The sequence below is a fragment of the Streptomyces sp. NPDC048604 genome (genome assembly GCF_043199435.1).
Taxonomy (GTDB): Bacteria; Actinomycetota; Actinomycetes; order Streptomycetales; family Streptomycetaceae; genus Streptomyces.
The window spans coordinates 12,255-26,767 of sequence record NZ_JBICVX010000020.1 but is presented as its reverse complement, the minus strand read 5'-3'; the positions used below and the strand labels follow the sequence as shown (position 1 = coordinate 26,767).

The window sequence follows — 14,513 nt, the reverse complement described above, 5'->3', positions numbered from 1 at the left end:
CCATGCCTGCACCAGGCCCGCAGCGAAGCCTGCGGGAACTCGCCCAGCAGCGCCGCCTGGCAGCTCACCAGCCAATGGACCACGTGACGCTGACATGGATTGAGGGCAACCGACCGGTGGACTTCGATGCCGCGCCCAGCTTCCCACGCCCCGGACAGATGCTCGTACCGCCCGCCTCCTGGTTCACCGACGCACAGCGGGCCGACTCCAACCACGGCAACCGCCACAACGCCCGCGTCAGCCTGTACGCCACGCTGCTCGCCGAGGAGTACCAGTTGGACGCCGAGGACGTCGCGGCAGCAGGCGCGGCGGGCGCGGTCCATCGGGCAGCGTTCGCGCACTTGGAAGGAGTAGATCTTCGGGATGCCGACACTGATGAACACAGGCGGACAGACGACCTGAGCCCCCACCGTCTATCCGGGAAGGACGAGGAGGTAGTTGGGGATGATGCCGGGGTGAAGTGGAAGACCCCGAGGACGATCATCAGCAGCGGCTTGCCCGCCACCGTGCCCGGCCGCGACAGCCCGTACGCCAGGGCCACCGTGCAGAGCAGGCTGAGCGCCGTGCCGACCAGAGTCATGGCGACGCTGACCACCGCGGCCCGCGTGACCACGCCGCCGGAGAGGGCCACGTTGTAGGACTCGAAGGTCGGGGATCGCCCGGGAAGAGCACGTCGCCGCCGTTGGCCGCGAGCTCCTCCTTGGTCGCCAGGTTGATGCCCGGGCAGAGCAGGAACACAAGCGGAACAGGGCTTGGCAATCTCCCAAACGTCTCAATTTCGCCTCCATAGCACCTTGGGAACCATCCCTCACGTCTGCTAGCTTCCCCGTTCGATTCCGAACTGCCGTGACACAACGGCAGCTTCGAGACAGCAGGCATGTCTTCAGGCATGGCTTCAGACATGGGAGGCCCCATGAACAGAAGCGCCGCCGTGCCCCTCGGCGCGGCCTTACTCCTTCTCGTCGGCACGGCTGTGCCGGCCGCCGCGGGAACCCCCGGCGACGGCGCGGCCACCGACGGGGCGACGCTCTACCGCGACAACACGGTCGACGTCTCCTATCGCCAGGTCGCCCCCGGCGACGCGGCGTGGAGCCAGGTCCCGGCCGCCCTCCGCGGCAGAGCGACGGAGGGCTCGTACGTCGCCCGGCTCCAGCTCGAGAACGTCTCCGATCACCCCGTCTCCAAATGGTCGCTGACCTTCGAGCTCTCTGACCGCATCACGGACACCTCCGCCGCGAAGCTCGCCGCCCCCCAGGACGCGCGCACGACGCTCCAGGGCGTCGGCCCCACGAACACCCTCCAGCCGGGCAGGACCGAGACCGTCTGGTATCGCGCCGAGCCCGGCGCCAAGGCAGATACCCCGACCTGGGCGTCCTTCGCCAAGCACGGCATCTCGCCGACGGAGGACACCGACGGCGACCGCCTCCCCGACGACCTGGAGGTGCGCGCCAAGCTCGACCCCAAGTCCGAGGACACCGACGGCGACGGCCTCTCCGACTTCGCCGAGCTCGGCTACCGTTTCAGCTCCCCGCTCAAGGCCGACACCGACGGCGACGGCACCGAGGACGGCGCCGAGGACCCCGACAAGGACGGCCTCACGGCCGCCCGCGAGCTCGAGCTCCGCACCACGCCCACCCGCGCCGACACCGACCAGGACGGACTCGCGGACGCCCGCGAGCTGAAGCTCCGCACGGAGCCCACCAAGGCCGACACCGACGGCGACGGCGTCCAGGACGGCGAGGAGACGAGGCTCAACGCCTCTCCCCGCGCCAAGAACTCCGCCTTCGACGTGACCCGCCGCGCGGACGGCGGCGCCACCGCCGCCGAGGCCACGCTCAAGGGCCTGCGCGCCGAGCAGGTCGGCGGCTTCCAGGTCACCAGGCTCCCTGCCAAGCAGCGGGAGTTCCCGGAGTCCACTCCGGGCTACCTCGGCAACGGCTTCCAGGTCTCCGCCCCCGCGGACGGCACCGCAAAGCTCACCTTCCGCCTCGACCCCGACCGTACGGAGGGCACCGCACCGGCCCTCTACCGCTACGACGAGAAGGCCCGCCACCTCGTCAAGCAGTCGGGCCAGCAGCGTAGCGGCAGCACGATCACGGCCACCGCCACGGCCGGCGGCTCCGCCAAGTACGTCGTCCTCGACAGCCACGCCTTCGACAAGGCAGGCCCCGAGGCCCCTGGCAAGCGAATCCTCTCCGACGACCCCGGCAACGGCGGAGACCCGGGTGACCCGGGCGACCCGCCCCCGACCGACATGCTGATCCACCAGTCGTCCTTCCGCGAGGGCCGCCGCAAGGCCCCCGACCCTCAGCACCCGCCCGTCCCGGCCGACCTGCGCGTTGCCGACGACCTCACCTTCAACGACTACAACTTCGACGAACTCACCGATCTCGGCTGGGAGTTCTGGGTCGCCCGCATCACGCCCGAGTCCTGGATGTGGGCCGAGTTCAACGACATCATGAACTTCGGCAAGCTCGGCGCCGACGCCGACTACACCCAGTCCGTCGACGACCTCCGCAACGCCTTCCGCTACGGCCGCGGCGGCCAGAGCGCGGGCACGGTCACCGTCGACGACAACTTCGACCCCGGCCGCTTCCTCTACCGTGGCTCCGGCTCGGCCCTCTCCCGCGCCGTCGGCGCCTCACCGCAGGAGAAGACGTACACCGACAAGGCCGGCCAGATCATCAAGCAGTCCCTCATCGACAACAAGGGCCGCACCGATCAGCTCAAGGTCCAGGAGGACCTCTCCCAGAACTTCCTCTTCCAGGAGTTCCTCCGCCAGGACGTGAAGTACCCGGTGTACGACTTCTCGCTCTGGGACGCCAACCAGCGCGCCCTCTCCATCGCGATCCACCAGTTCCACGGGCACACGATCGCGCTGAAGGACTACAAGGTCGAGGGCAACTCCTTCTCCGGCAAGCTCGTCTTCCACTCCTACGACCACTTCGGTCTCGACCCGGACGACGAGATCACGCAGTACGGCTTCATCGACTGGTTTACGCTCCAGCACTATGACCGGTTCGACGGGAAGTACCCCCCGCCGATCGCGCAGGCGGACATCGAGATCCCCATCAGCGGCACGTTCTGACCTCGCCGACCTGATGCCCCACATGCGCTCGCCGGGCCGGGTCCTCGTCGTCACGCTGCTCGTCGTGACGGCCGGGTACCTGGCCTGGCGGGTCGCCGTCCTCGCGGGCCTGGAGGCCCACTTCGGCAGTGGCTTCGACGAGCAGCGGTTCAACCGGCTGCAGCAGGAGTACCACCGCCGCGAGGACGCCTTCGCCCGGGCCGACGCCCGGATGCGGAAGCTGATCGCGGAACACCCTCGCGCCGAACGCATCGACTGGAGCCGTTACCGGACCTGCGTCCGCGAGCCCGGCCGCCCCTCCGACGCGTGCACGACGACGCCCCCGCGCGACCAGAAGGTGTACGACGCCCTCTGGGGCGTCAGCGTGATCCTCTACCAGCCCAAGGACGAGGGCCGCACGTTCTACCGCTTCTACCACGGGGACCCCCCGCGCTACACGATCATGCGCGCCCCCGAGGACACCGCGGAGGAGGCCGAGGAGTACGCGGACGCCCACGGCTTCCGCTCCACCCGCCCCCTCGGGCCCGGCTGGACGATCCTCGGCCCGATCGACGACATCGGCCGCGAGGAGAAGCAGTTCCCGTAGGAGGGCTCTCGAAACGCGTCGCCTGCAAGCAGCAGGGAAGCAGCAGGCACGAGAGGAGCCCCCACCCCCGTGAACACGTTACTGATCACCGCCGACCGTGTCATCGCAGCCCCGCGGACCGGGTGACCGCCGACAGCGCCGTGCTCGTCGTCTAGAGGCCGGCGCCGTATCCGTCGTCGGCCCCGCCGCCGAGCTGGACGCGACGGTGGACCCCCAAGTGCAAGACACCCTCGCTGGCCGCGACTTCATGCGCGCACTGCCGCTGGCACGCACCTCGGGTGTTCTCCCGCTTGCCGCCCACGTGGCTGCGTCCAGCAGCCACCTCGGTCAGCGGCTGGAGGCGTCAACCCGGAGTGGGCGGCGACGGCCGCGGGCCGCCCGGAGCCGCGCCTTCATTCAGCGGCATCCAGAAGCCTTCCAAGGCTGGTGATGTGGTCGAGCAGCATCATGTTTCCCTGCACCTTCAGCCGACCCTTCATGAAGAGCCTTTGGTGGCCCTCCGAGCCGTTCACGAGCCGCACGAAGTCCTCATCGGAAAGGCCGACGGTGACATGCGGGCTCGGGGACTGCTCGGTGAGCGGCCCGGCAGTGCACTGGCTCTTGAGATCCAGGACGTAGGAGGAGGTGCCCCCGGATTCCGCGATGTCCAGACGCATCACACAGTTGAACTTCTTGCGCACCGCCTCGAGCTCGTCGTCGGTGCACCGGGCGAGGTACCGCGAGATGGTGTCGATGATCGCTTTCGTCGTTGCGTCGGCCACTGGAGCTCCCTTGCGCATGGTCGATTTCGGTGACGGTTCGGAGGTCTTCGGTTGGCCGGCACCCGTACCACCCGCTTCGGCAGCAAGGCGCCAGCCTTTGCGTACTCAGGCTGTGTGGCTTGTTACGCCGGGATGGTGTCGTTGACGTCGGCGAGGATCTCGTTGTCGGCGACGATCCTGACCGAGACCCCGGTGAAGCCGTCACTGGTGACTTCCTCCTCAGACCTCCTTGGCGGAGGTCCCTTCCTCTCTGGAGAACGGCGCGGCCCGGGGAACGTTGTGCGTCGATCGGGTGAGATCGGCGATCGGTCGTCTTGGGGGGCAGTTCCGTGGATCGGGGGGCAGTTCCGTGGAGCGGATGACATCGGCGGGGTCCCACTCCATCACCGGCACGACGGCCGTAGCCGTGGTTGCGGCAGTACCGGGTGGTCGGGGCCGCCGATAGGGTGAAGGCTTCGACGCCGAGAGTGAGGTCTCCGGCGGACAGAGGTCAGGCCCAACTGAACCCATGCAGCCAACTGGGATTACAGCAAGAAGCAGTGCCGGCACACCGCAGTGGCCCCGCTGGCGGCCACGGCCGCCGGGGTCAGCTTGATCGGAAGAAGAACGCACTGGACTACCTCGACGCTGCCGACGACTCGGTAACTGGCATGACCGGCTACAGTCCCTCATCTCGGGAACGTCCACCGGCACGCCATACTCGACCGGCGACAACTCCGGGCAGGTTGACGAGGTAGCGGGGACTGGCCCGCCCACGCCATTCACGAGTACCGGCTGACCCAGCGTCAGCGCGACAGCGCGTCGTGCGCCTGGTGCTCGGATCGGCGTGGCCCGGGCGGGGCGATGTGGGCGGCCCGGTGCGGGTGCCCTGCGGGGCTGACGACGACGTTGAACCGTTCGAGGTCTGGGGAGCCGTCGCTGCGCCAGCGGGCGATGTGCTCGGCGACGTCGTCCCACAGGTGTGCCGGGCCGCCCTGGAGATCGATGAGAACCAGCCACACCTGGCACGCTTCGTCCTGCTCCGTTCGCTGTGGCGTGGTGCGATCGACGGCTGGGCAGGCCCGGGAGCGTTGGAGCAGGTGGCGGCGGCCCAGCGTCTGCTGGACGCGGGGGCTGACAGGACCGACCTGGTGCTCCTGGTGCGGGCTGTTGCCTACGAAGCCGTCTTCGCTGCGGTTGACGAGTTGGACTGCGGTGGGGACGTGAACGTGTCCGGGGTGGATGTCGGCTGGGCGGTCATGGAGACCGGTGACGACGGGTCGTCCACCGGTCGCCCCCTCACTGGCCTTCACGAGGACTTGCTGACGATGGATCCGAGTGGTCGCGGTGGCGCGGATCTGTGGCGATAGGACGCTGAGCTGGGCGATTGCGTTACTTCGGCCGGGTGAGGATCCGGATGCGAAGAAGCCGGAACGGGGCCCGACCGTATATGGCTCGCTTGATCGTTTTCACGCGGTTGACGTGGCTCTCGACTCTGCCGGAGCTCCATTCGTGGGTGAGTCCGGCGGTGACGGCGTCGATGTCCTGGCGGAGGAACGCGGCGAACTTGGCGACGGGAACAACGTCGGATTGCTCCGCCTGCCGGATGCAGGCGGTCAGCAGTTGGCCTCGGCGCTTGCGGACGAGGTCCGTGAAGGCTCGGGCGAGGTCGCAGGCCCGCGCGATGCGCTCGTGTCCGGTCAGGAAGACAAGGGATAGACCCGGCCCGACTCGGCCTCCCGGTGCCGCTCCGTAGGCTGCGTGACCTGCCACCGCTGACACCCAGAACCTCGCTGGGGTGGCTCCTCGCGTTACTCCGCGGGCGTCATCCGCCAGGTGTCGTGACGTACTGCCCTTCCCCCGGGTGACACCCGAAGTGCCGAGCCGCACACACTGAAGCCGTGCAGGGGCGGGCGTGGGCGGCGCAAGGGCACGTGGGTCCGGTCGGCAGGGCCGAGTGGTCTGGGGGAGAGGGGGGAGGGCTCAGAGAGGGAGGATGCCGGGGAAGGCGCCGTGGCCGGCATGCGGGGAGGTGAGGGCGAGCCAGCCGTGGCCCCGGGTTTCGGTGCCTGAGCCGACCATGTCCGGGTCGACCGAGAGGTGGCTGCAGGCGGTGCGCGCGCCGACGGTTCCCGCGTTGGGCGGGGCGTCGTCGTACTCCGGGTCGAAGTCTGGGTCATCGACCGCGAGGGTCTCCCAGGGGAGCGGGTCGCCCTCCCATTCGGGGTCGCTCTCGGCGGCGTACTGTCGGATCACGCAGCCCTCCTCGGCAACGAACCACACGTCGGAGCCGCCCGCTTCGTCGACGAAGAAGAGCTGCGCCTGGGCGCAGTGCCGGCTGACGCGCTCGACGGTCTCGACCATGTCCTCCCAGCCCTCCCCGATGAGGAGGTCGTACGGGCCGAAGACGAGGCGCCAGCCGTCCAGCTCCGGGGTGACAAAGACGCGGCCCACGGTCTGGACGGCGCCGTCACCGCCGGGGATGGGCACCTGGATGTCTCGGCCCGCCGCCTCGACGCCCGTGGCGCACGTGATGGGTCGCCGGTGGTGCAGGTCCAGGGCGTCGAAGAGCCCTTCGTACGAGGCCCCCGGCACGGCCAGCCACCAGCCGGAGAGCTGGGGCGACGGTGCGCTCGGCGTCTCGCCCACGATCTTCACCCGGATCAGGCGCTCGATCGCCGCACGGTCGCGGGCGTCGAGCCCGTCGGCGCCGCCGCCCGCGACGAGCGCGGCCATCGCGCCCCGCCGGGTCCGCGGCGACGCGGCCGGGTCCCGGCGCAGCGCGCGCAACCTGGTGCGGTACGCCTCGTGCATCAGGAGGGCGTAGTCGTCGGCCTTGTACGGGGCGGGGCGGCGGCCCGCGTAGCACTCCACCAGGGCACGCAGCCCGGCATCGGAGTCCGTCCGCAGCCGGACGAGCCCCGCGAACCCGTTGCCCGACGCGCCGCGAGCGGAATCGGTGGCCAGCTCCGCGTACCGGTCGGCGCACCGCTCGTCGAACGACCCGAGCAGCCGGCCCGCCGCCCAGTCCTTCACGTTGCCGCGCCGCCAGGCCGCGAGCACGGCGTCGAAAGCGGCGGGCCCGATCAGGGCCAGGATCCGAATGACGGGCTGGAGCGTGGCAGTCGACCGGGCGTCGGCGACGTCGGCCAGCAGCGCGGGCACCACGTCGTCGGCCCGCTCCGTGAGGAGCGCGAGGACGGCCTCGGCCCGGGCCCGCTCGTCACCGTCGGCGCCGGTCGGATCCCCCAGGCCCCGGAGACCGCCAAGGCCACGGAGACCGCCGAGGGTACCCGGATCGCCGAGGTCCTCCAGCGCGTCCACGGTGCCCAACGCGCCGCGGTCGCGCAGCGTACGGAGGTCGTCGAGAAGGGATTCGATCTTCACAACGCGCACGGTATCCGGCCCCACCGACACTACAACGGCCCACCCCGGCCGGACCGTTGAGCGACGTGGACCTGGGGTCCGGTCCCCTGCAAGGAAATGTGCCTGCTCGGCGGTGCTCGCATGCGGTTGGATACTGCGATCAGTGAAAGCCCGGGTACCCGGGTGACGAGGTCGAGATGGAGACCAGGTGGCGATACCGAAGCGTCCGGATCCCTTGGAGTCGTGGGTCGAGCCGGCTGCTGAGGCCGGCGACGTAGCCGCGATGAAACGGCTCGGACAGTACCTCTACCAAACGGGGAGCCAAGGCAACGCTCCAGCCGAGAAGTGGCTGCTCGCTGCCGCGGAGGCCGGTGATGCCGAAGCGATGTACTCCCTGACCCGGGTCCACCATGACCGGGCAGTGAACGCGTCTCCGCACGGCCGGGACCACGAGTTCACGGCGGCGTCCTGGTGCAGGCGGGCCGCCCAGGCAGGATGGATACCAGCGATCCGGAGCATGCCTGCGTACGCCGCGGACCAAGATGAGCGCGAGTGCTGGCTCCGGAAAGCCGTGGAAACCGGCGATCCCTGGGCGCCGTCGAACCTCGCCGGCGTTCTCGACGAGATGGGACGGGCCTCCGAAGCGGAGCACTGGTACCGCAGAGCCACGGATGAACCCGGCTGGATCGGCCTTTCTGCGCGTGACTCCCTGGGCGATTTCCTCCTGAGGCAGGGCCGCCTGGAAGAAGCCGCAGAGTGCTGGAAACAACTCGCAGAAGCAGGCGAACCAGCAGGCGCCTGGCACCGGGCCTACGTTCTCGAGAAACTCGGTCGGCCAGAGGAAGCCGCAACGTGGCGTCAGCAGGGAGACGCCCTGCACGCTGCCAAACGTGCCCAGGAACTCGACTGTCCAGAGCGGTAGGACGAGGCCTTTTCCCGACCCCGGCGGCGTCGAGCATCCGAAGCCAGCCGTGCTTCGTGAAACGCGGACGGCCGGACTGGCTGACCTGGCTGCCCCCGGCACGTACGCCTGTTCCCCGCCCCGGACGGCTCGGTCGGTGCGGTGAGGCGGCCTCCTACGACACCTCGCCCAGGGCGGTGGCCCCGACTTCTCCCCGTTCGCCAAGGACCAGATCGGCGACCAGCGGCCCGGCGCCGGAACACGCCCGACCCGGCCGTGGCCGCGGCGAAGGGACATGGGAAGACGGCCGCGGCCTTCCAGCGGGGCCTGGCGGCCCTCGCGCAGTACATCGCGAAGGAGGGCGCCCACCGCGTTCCCCGCGGCCACACCGAGGAGATCCTCCCCGACGGCACCGCCGAGCCCGTGGCAGTCCGGCTGGGGGTGTGGATCCCCAACACCAAGACCCGCCGCGACAAACTCACCGACCCGCAGCGCCCTCAGCTCGCCGAACTCGGCGTGGAATGGGCCTGATCGGCGTGTGACAGCGCTACGCCGCCTCGCCTACGCCACACGCGCCTGTGGTGCCGCAGCGGTATATCTGGGAACCACAGCCGCGTTCGTGGACAGGACCGGACGCGCTGTCTCCCCGCGCTGGGAACCGTGCCATCCCCCGAGCAGCACGGCTCCCAGTGGCCGGCTCGCCGCCCAGCGGCGACTCCGCCGCTCTGGCGTGCGCAGCACGCGGCGGTATGGGTGACGCTGCCTCAGGGCCCGATCGCATCGCCAAGCTCTGGCGTTGGCACGGAATGACCACCCAACCCGAGACGCGTGAGTGCGTGTGTGACTCCGATCTTCCCCTGCACCGACACCCGCACCAGCGTCTCCCCGCCGTCCACGGCCCCTGCGCCGTCGCCCAGTCCCGCGCGTCGGCCGCCTCTGGCGAGGCAGGGGGCGTCCGCCGCACGAGGTGGGTGTGCCCGCATCGGTTCTTCCAGAGGTCCGAGGCAACCGTCCATGTCAGCGGCGCCGGTGGTTCGGCGGCCGCTCCCGGGCCTTCTCGGGCAGGAGTACGGCTCCGAGCGTCACCATTGCCACGACCGCCAGCACCCCGCCGACCACACCCGGCCGCTCCCACCGGCGCCTCCACCGCTCGGACGGGAGCCCCGGCGCGCGCGCGTGCACGGGTTCCAGCTCGGGTTCTGGCGCCGCCTCCGGGGCCGGCGCGGGCTCGGGCGCCGGCTTCGCGCGGGGTTCCGGTGCCGGAGGGCGGCGGGCGGCGTCCGCGCGGTTCCAGGCCACATCCAGGGCCCGCCGCTCCGCCCCGTCCGCACCGCACAGCAGGGCGAGGCGGGCGACGACGGCGAACTCCTCCGGGACGGTCGCGCCGGAGCAGTAGCGGTGGAGGGTGGACGCGCTGACGCTCAGGCGCCGGCCCAGCGCCTCGTAACTCCTCCCGTCCCGCGCCTTCAGCGCACGCACGAGCCGCGCGAACTCCTCGACGGCGGCGTCCTTCGGCATTCCATCCCCCTCGACCCTGCGTCCCACCCTTCACGTCCTTGCACGTCAGTGGGGATGGAATGGTTCCGGGACGGATGCCGGGCGCGTCACCCTTGCAGGCGGCGGGCACGGCCCCGACGCTGGTGGAGCACTGACCGAACGACCCGACGGGGGATCCACCACCATGAACAAGCTCCGTACCGCACTCGCCACCGCCGCCGCTGCCGCGCTGGGCCTCGCGGCCCTCGCCGCCGCCCCGGCGCAGGCCGCTGTCCAGCCCGCCTTCCTCGCCGCCTCCCAGATGCCGCCGTCGTCGACGCCGTGGACCGCCACCCAGGTCTTCACCGGCGTCCCGGAGAACGGCGGCGCCCTCTGCGCCCCGTACAAGATCCCGGCGCAGAACACCCGCTACCGCGAGTTCAACACCGAGCTCGACACCAACGGCGTCCAGATCACCACCGTCGCCCGCACCGAGGCCGAGGCGGTGAAGCTGGTCGACACCCTCCGCAAGGCCCTCGTCGGCTGCGGGCCGCTGCTGGAGCGGCAGAACCCGGGCCTGCACGCCGTCAGTGCCGCCCACGGCAAGGTCGCCGTCGAGGAGGGCGCCTGGGTCTACAGCCTGGACACCGCCGACCCGCAGATCGGCATCACCGACATCCACCTCTTCTCGGTGGGCCGTGACGGCCGGACCGTCACCTTCGTCCGGTGGGGTCAGATGGGCGATCTGAAGGACGCCCCGCTGACGGCCTTCCGTACCACGACGAAGACCGCCGTCAACAAGCTCTACTGACCCGAGGGCTTCCCCTAGTGACCTGAGTCAGAGATTCGTCGGCAGTAGGCGGCGACTTTGTCGAGGATCTCGTCGGCGGTCTTCGTCCAGACGAACGGTCTGGGGTGCTCGTTCCAGTTGGCGAGCCAGGCTCGGATGTCGCGTTCGAGGGCTTGGACGGAGCGGTGGACGCCGCGCTTGAGCTTCTTCTGCGTGAGCTCGGCGAACCACCGCTCGACCAGGTTCAGCCAGGACGGGCTGGTCGGCGTGAAGTGCAGGTGGAACCGGAGATGCGCCAGCAGCCACCGCTTGATGTCCGGTGTCTTGTGAGTCGCGAAGTTGTTCAGGATCAGGTGGACTTCGTGGCCTTCGGGGGACTTCCTTGTCGAGCCTGGCCAGGAACTTCTTGAACTCCGCCGCCCGATGGCGGCGGTGGAGGGAGCCGATGACCTTGCCGGTACAGCTTCCCCTGTTCGTACAGGACCTCTTGGCGGCGCATGCGGGCGGCGAACGGCGGCCTCCGTGTCCCGCGGCGACCGCATCAGATCGGCGCTTTGTACCAGGAGGTGGCGGGCGTAGTCCGGGGCCTGGAAGAGCTCCGGCCGACCGGGCGCCAGCCCGAACCGCGGTCCGGGAAGCGGCGGCTGCTTCGGCGTTCCTCGCCTGCGCCGGCGGCGTGAAACAGACCCTACTGTTCCTCAAGAGCCGCTCCGACCTCACCCGCACAAACCTCGTCGGCAGTGGCAAGAAGAACGAACCCCGGCCTTTCGACTACCGGCGCAATACGCCCAGCGCTCCATCTGGGGCGCGGCGTCGTGCCCGTCCAGCTGCCGCGGCGGGCGTTCGTCTCCCCCAGCGCGCCTGACCGACGCGTCTCCGCCTCACCTCCGCTATCCCTCTCCGGCAATGACCCCACCTTGTGCGAGCACCCGACCCCCTGCCCGTCCGCCACGGCGCGCGACCGGGAGGCGGCCAAGCCGTCCGCCTCCTATCCCGAGCAGGGCTGGACCCTGCTGTGCAACGGGGTCCTGCTCTTCCACGTTATGTCGATCTCTGCGGTCTCTGGTGCCTTTGACCTGCTGGTTTGCGAGACGGACATGTCGATGTCGGGTGATCGAATCGTCTCCAGTCGCTCAGCTGGAAACGCTGCTCGCGATCGTCTGCGCAACTTGGGTGGGCGAGAGGTGAGTGGTGTCGATGACTTCGGCTTCTTGACGCAGCCAGGCCAGGGCGTCCTGGTAGCGAGGAATGTGGTCCAGGCGCCATTGTCGAGCGCCGGTTTCGACCATGTCGCTCTCGATGCGTTGGGCCAGCGTGTCTGGATCGGTGTGCAGCACGAAGTGCCGCACCGGAATGCCAGCCTTCGCCAACCCGGCGTGGATCTCTCCCCAGTACTGCTCGACCAGCACCGACTGGGGTATTACGAGCACTCCGCCGACGAAGTCGAGGACCTGCGAAGCGGTCTCCACGACCAGACCACGCCATGGCGGCCATTCCTGGAAGTCCTTGACGGGAACGGAGTTGAGGACATGCCTCAGCATGAAGCCGACGGTCTCGGAGTCGAAGACCCTTGCGTCAGGAAGGAGCGCGGCAAGTTCCTCCGAGGTCGTCGTTTTGCCGGCGCCGAAGGTCCCGTTCAGCCAAATGATCATGCTGGTGGCCCTATCTGGGAGGACGGAGTCGCTGTTGGCGTCTCGGACAGGGCCCGGTCTGCGCAGTACCCCCGCCGACGTGTCGCGGGAGTCAGCGGTGCTCAGCAGGTCCATTCGCTGCTGTGGTTGAGACAAGGTAGGTGGAGATCCCGTCGCCGGTCGGTCCGCTGGACCTGACTCGTCCTCACTTCGTGGGGAGATCTGCGGGGCGGGCACGTCCGCGCTGGCCCACCTGCTCGCCGGACGCGGTGCGCAGGTGTCCGGCTCGGACGTGAAGACGGGCGAGGCGGCGGCCGGGCTGGAGAGGGCGGGCTGCCGGGTCCGGGCCGGGCATGACGCCAGTGTCGGAAGTCCTGGACACCTACGTCTGCCACGGCGTCGTCGATGGCGAGGGGCATGTCGACCGCGGCCGGCCTGATGCTCCTCTCGTGCCTGCTGCTTCCCTGCTGCTTCCAGGCGAAGCGTCCCGCGACCCCACCTACACCGCAGCGGTTCCCGCACCGCGCACGGCCGCGGCGCTGGCGGCCCGCCGCCAGCGGACCGAAGCCGCCCTCCACCGCGTCCACGCGGCCATCGCCCGGCTACGGCGTGAGAAGGCCCAGGTCAGCGTTGCCGCCGTCGCCCGCCGCGCGGACGTCTCCCGCACCTTCCTGTATGACAACCTGGAGGCGAGAGCCGCCATCACCACCGCGCCATGGCCGAGGCCGGCGAACGCCGCGTCCGGACGGTCGCCGAGCAGGACGACGAACGCGAGGCAACTGGCGCGAACGCGCGCTGAACGCCGAGGAGAGCCTGAAGGCCGCCAAGGCCGAGATCCTCGCTCAGCGGACCCGCATCGGCGAACTCCTCGGCCAGATCCGCGACTTGAAAGCCGAATGGACCGAGGAGACCATCCAGCGGATCCCTTCCGAGAACACCTCCCTCAAGCAGCGTGTCCGCCAACTCGCGACCGACAACCGCACCCTCGACGAACGGCTGAAGGCCGCCCGGTCCAACCTCCGTTTCCAGGACCGACGCGTCGCTGACCTCGAAGCCCAGCTCGCGGGCAGCTGGCGAACCCGTGACAAGCCGCTTTGACCGGCCCGATGCCCACGGGGATACCGTGGTGTCGGGCCGGACAACACGGCAGGCTCTCCGCAATCGCGACGCCCTGACGGGTCAGCCGCCGTAGCCGTCATCGGCCGCCCGCTTCCGGTGACGATCAGGGTCGTAGATCGCGGTGAGAAACGGCGTGATTCCCAGGGCATAGAAGCCGTATTCCAGCTGCTGGTACCACGCTCGTTCGCTCTCAAGCTCCTTGGACACCTGAACGGGTAAGCCGCCGGCGTGGTCGCCGGTCGACACCATGACCACGAACGACATACCCTCGTCTGCTGGGTCAGACGGATTAGCGATTACCGTGAAGTCCCAGGTTGCCGCTCCGGGGACGTCCGAGCCGGCGTCCAGACGCCGCAGGACGAACGTCGGCTGTCGCAGCAGCACTCCGGACTGTGCCCGGATTGCCATCGCATTCTGTCCCACGATCCGCCAGGGTGGCTCCGGACGCGTGTGGTGAACGTCGGAAAAGAGCTGGTCCCGCAGTTCCGAGTACCGGGCGGCCGCCTGGGCGAAGGCCCTTGTATCCTCGGCCAGTTGCGGTCTGGTGTCGCAACTGCCGAGCAGACCGCCCAGTGAGTGCAGCCTGTCCCGGATCCATGGCTTGAGGAAGCGATCAAGAGCACCGAGCCGGTAGGCGTCCTCGGCAGACTCAGCAACCAACAGCGCACCACGCGCCAGAGCCTGATATCTGTCCGCGAGATCCATCGACACCCCTCCCCGAGACGACAATCTCTCTCACCGTATCGATCAACAAACCAACAGCGAAGGCTGATCGGACAGAACGCCCACGGGAGACCCTGCAGGACCGCCACCAAC

15 protein-coding genes and 3 pseudogenes are annotated in these 14,513 nt (G+C 69.5%); 11 read left to right on the top strand and 7 right to left on the bottom strand.

What is annotated here, in order from left to right:
- The first annotated feature begins 2 nt into the window (after nt 1-2).
- The 3 genes from ACGFMM_RS31520 (at nt 3) to ACGFMM_RS31510 (ending at nt 3,674) form a co-directional block, all read left to right on the top strand.
- On the top strand, nt 3-638 hold the full coding sequence (locus ACGFMM_RS31520; RefSeq protein WP_393649889.1) for a hypothetical protein: 636 nt from the start codon (nt 3-5) through the stop codon (nt 636-638).
- 275 nt (nt 639-913) lie between these two features.
- Nucleotides 914-3,088 (top strand): DUF3289 family protein, encoded by a 2,175-nt coding sequence (locus ACGFMM_RS31515; RefSeq protein ID WP_393649888.1) that lies wholly within the window; start codon nt 914-916, stop codon nt 3,086-3,088.
- A gap of 22 nt (nt 3,089-3,110) precedes the next feature.
- The gene (locus ACGFMM_RS31510; protein ID WP_393649887.1) at nt 3,111-3,674 is read left to right on the top strand and encodes a hypothetical protein; all 564 of its coding nucleotides are present in this window, start codon (nt 3,111-3,113) and stop codon (nt 3,672-3,674) included.
- A 392-nt stretch (nt 3,675-4,066) separates the two neighbouring features.
- Here the strand turns inward: ACGFMM_RS31510 and ACGFMM_RS31505 are convergent, their stop codons facing one another.
- Complete coding sequence (locus tag ACGFMM_RS31505; protein WP_393649886.1) at nt 4,067-4,435, bottom strand: SCP2 sterol-binding domain-containing protein; 369 nt, start codon at nt 4,433-4,435, stop codon at nt 4,067-4,069.
- Between the two features lie 803 nt (nt 4,436-5,238).
- On the opposite strand from ACGFMM_RS31505, the gene ACGFMM_RS31500 reads away from it, so the two are divergent.
- Nucleotides 5,239-5,784 (top strand): hypothetical protein, encoded by a 546-nt coding sequence (locus tag ACGFMM_RS31500; RefSeq protein ID WP_393649885.1) that lies wholly within the window; start codon nt 5,239-5,241, stop codon nt 5,782-5,784.
- Between the two features lie 22 nt (nt 5,785-5,806).
- Here ACGFMM_RS31500 and ACGFMM_RS31495 read toward each other — a convergent pair whose 3' ends face one another.
- Both ACGFMM_RS31495 and ACGFMM_RS31490 read right to left on the bottom strand, forming a co-directional pair.
- Complete coding sequence (locus ACGFMM_RS31495; protein ID WP_393649987.1) at nt 5,807-6,187, bottom strand: transposase; 381 nt, start codon at nt 6,185-6,187, stop codon at nt 5,807-5,809.
- Nucleotides 6,188-6,397: 210 nt separating this feature from the next.
- Complete coding sequence (locus ACGFMM_RS31490) at nt 6,398-7,801, bottom strand: hypothetical protein (RefSeq protein WP_393649884.1); 1,404 nt, start codon at nt 7,799-7,801, stop codon at nt 6,398-6,400.
- Between the two features lie 187 nt (nt 7,802-7,988).
- On the opposite strand from ACGFMM_RS31490, the gene ACGFMM_RS31485 reads away from it, so the two are divergent.
- Both ACGFMM_RS31485 and ACGFMM_RS31480 read left to right on the top strand, forming a co-directional pair.
- Nucleotides 7,989-8,702: a hypothetical protein gene (locus ACGFMM_RS31485; RefSeq protein WP_393649883.1), complete on the top strand. Its 714-nt coding sequence runs from the start codon at nt 7,989-7,991 to the stop codon at nt 8,700-8,702.
- A 255-nt stretch (nt 8,703-8,957) separates the two neighbouring features.
- Entirely contained in the window at nt 8,958-9,212 is a 255-nt protein-coding gene (locus ACGFMM_RS31480; protein WP_393649882.1) for a helicase associated domain-containing protein, read from the top strand.
- Nucleotides 9,213-9,698: 486 nt separating this feature from the next.
- Here the strand turns inward: ACGFMM_RS31480 and ACGFMM_RS31475 are convergent, their stop codons facing one another.
- Complete coding sequence (locus tag ACGFMM_RS31475) at nt 9,699-10,199, bottom strand: helix-turn-helix domain-containing protein (RefSeq protein WP_393649881.1); 501 nt, start codon at nt 10,197-10,199, stop codon at nt 9,699-9,701.
- Between the two features lie 163 nt (nt 10,200-10,362).
- Between ACGFMM_RS31475 and ACGFMM_RS31470 the strand changes: the two genes are divergently transcribed.
- Complete coding sequence (locus ACGFMM_RS31470; RefSeq protein ID WP_393649880.1) at nt 10,363-10,968, top strand: hypothetical protein; 606 nt, start codon at nt 10,363-10,365, stop codon at nt 10,966-10,968.
- A gap of 14 nt (nt 10,969-10,982) precedes the next feature.
- Here ACGFMM_RS31470 and ACGFMM_RS31465 read toward each other — a convergent pair.
- Nucleotides 10,983-11,406 (bottom strand): annotated as a pseudogene (locus ACGFMM_RS31465) (transposase); the annotation flags it as partial.
- Between the two features lie 458 nt (nt 11,407-11,864).
- Between ACGFMM_RS31465 and ACGFMM_RS31460 the strand changes: the two are divergent.
- Nucleotides 11,865-11,984: pseudogene (locus tag ACGFMM_RS31460) on the top strand (DUF5999 family protein); the annotation flags it as partial.
- Nucleotides 11,985-12,080: 96 nt separating this feature from the next.
- Here ACGFMM_RS31460 and ACGFMM_RS31455 read toward each other — a convergent pair.
- On the bottom strand, nt 12,081-12,599 hold the full coding sequence (locus tag ACGFMM_RS31455) for an AAA family ATPase (protein WP_393649879.1): 519 nt from the start codon (nt 12,597-12,599) through the stop codon (nt 12,081-12,083).
- Nucleotides 12,600-12,798: 199 nt separating this feature from the next.
- Between ACGFMM_RS31455 and ACGFMM_RS31450 the strand changes: the two genes are divergently transcribed.
- The 3 genes and pseudogenes from ACGFMM_RS31450 to ACGFMM_RS31440 all read left to right on the top strand — a co-directional run bounded on the left by ACGFMM_RS31450 (nt 12,799) and on the right by ACGFMM_RS31440 (nt 13,676).
- Nucleotides 12,799-13,017 (top strand): Mur ligase domain-containing protein, encoded by a 219-nt coding sequence (locus tag ACGFMM_RS31450; RefSeq protein WP_393649986.1) that lies wholly within the window; start codon nt 12,799-12,801, stop codon nt 13,015-13,017.
- Nucleotides 12,932-13,231 (top strand): annotated as a pseudogene (locus ACGFMM_RS31445) (hypothetical protein); the annotation flags it as partial. The gene ACGFMM_RS31450 and the pseudogene ACGFMM_RS31445, both read left to right, overlap by 86 nt.
- Nucleotides 13,232-13,253: 22 nt before the next feature.
- On the top strand, nt 13,254-13,676 hold the full coding sequence (locus tag ACGFMM_RS31440; RefSeq protein ID WP_393649993.1) for a hypothetical protein: 423 nt from the start codon (nt 13,254-13,256) through the stop codon (nt 13,674-13,676).
- A gap of 81 nt (nt 13,677-13,757) precedes the next feature.
- Here the strand turns inward: ACGFMM_RS31440 and ACGFMM_RS31435 are convergent, their stop codons facing one another.
- Nucleotides 13,758-14,402: a hypothetical protein gene (locus ACGFMM_RS31435; protein ID WP_393649878.1), complete on the bottom strand. Its 645-nt coding sequence runs from the start codon at nt 14,400-14,402 to the stop codon at nt 13,758-13,760.
- Nucleotides 14,403-14,513 lie beyond the last annotated feature (111 nt).

Excerpts from the sequence above, each read along its gene's own strand:
- ACGFMM_RS31470 (WP_393649880.1), top strand. The coding sequence starts at position 10,363 with ATGAACAAGCTCCGTACCGCACTCGCCACCGCCGCCGCTGCCGCGCTG.
- ACGFMM_RS31435 (WP_393649878.1), bottom strand. The coding sequence starts at position 14,402 with ATGGATCTCGCGGACAGATATCAGGCTCTGGCGCGTGGTGCGCTGTTG.
- ACGFMM_RS31520 (WP_393649889.1), top strand. The coding sequence starts at position 3 with ATGCCTGCACCAGGCCCGCAGCGAAGCCTGCGGGAACTCGCCCAGCAG.
- ACGFMM_RS31515 (WP_393649888.1), top strand. The coding sequence starts at position 914 with ATGAACAGAAGCGCCGCCGTGCCCCTCGGCGCGGCCTTACTCCTTCTC.
- ACGFMM_RS31455 (WP_393649879.1), bottom strand. The coding sequence starts at position 12,599 with ATGATCATTTGGCTGAACGGGACCTTCGGCGCCGGCAAAACGACGACC.
- ACGFMM_RS31440 (WP_393649993.1), top strand. The coding sequence starts at position 13,254 with ATGACAACCTGGAGGCGAGAGCCGCCATCACCACCGCGCCATGGCCGA.
- ACGFMM_RS31510 (WP_393649887.1), top strand. The coding sequence starts at position 3,111 with ATGCGCTCGCCGGGCCGGGTCCTCGTCGTCACGCTGCTCGTCGTGACG.
- ACGFMM_RS31475 (WP_393649881.1), bottom strand. The coding sequence starts at position 10,199 with ATGCCGAAGGACGCCGCCGTCGAGGAGTTCGCGCGGCTCGTGCGTGCG.